Annotated in this window: 1 rRNA gene; it reads right to left on the bottom strand. The window is 51.9% G+C overall.

Features of this window, described 5'->3' with window-relative positions:
- Window positions 1-619 (bottom strand): 23S ribosomal RNA (locus P6N53_RS18545); the annotation flags it as partial.

Genomic DNA, 619 nt, shown 5'->3' with positions numbered 1-619 from the left:
TCTGGGCTGTTTCCCTTTTGACTACGAATCTTAGCACCCGCAGTCTGACTCCCGGTTATAATTATGCGGCATTCGGAGTTTGATTGGGTTCGGTAACCCGTGAAGGCCCCTAGCCCATTCAGTGCTCTACCTCCGCTAATCTTAAACCGAGGCTAGCCCTAAAGCTATTTCGGGGAGAACCAGCTATCTCCTGGTTCGATTGGCATTTCACCCCTACCCACACCTCATCCGCCTCCTTTTCAACGAAGGTCGGTTCGAGCCTCCACTTTATTTTACTAAAGCTTCACTCTGGACATGGGTAGATCACCAGGTTTCGGGTCTACTCCAACGTACATTGCGCCCTATTAAGACTTGCTTTCGCTTCGGCTCCGGCTTTCCTGCCTTAACCTGCACGTTAGATGTAACTCGCCGGTCCGTTCTACAAAAAGTACGCCGTCAGGCTTTTAACGCCCTTCGACAGCTTGTAGGCACATGGTTTCAGGTTCTATTTCACTCCCCTCCCGGGGTGCTTTTCACCTTTCCCTCACGGTACTTGTTCACTATCGGTCGCTAAGAGTATTTAGCCTTGGGGGGTGGTCCCCCCTGATTCCCACGGGGTTTCTCGTGTCCCGCAGTACTT

This window comes from Desulforamulus aquiferis (assembly GCF_030577015.1).
Lineage (GTDB): Bacteria > Bacillota > Desulfotomaculia > Desulfotomaculales > Desulfotomaculaceae > Desulfotomaculum > Desulfotomaculum aquiferis.
Note: the sequence above shows the minus strand (reverse complement) of the source record. Positions and strands in the feature narration are given on the sequence as shown.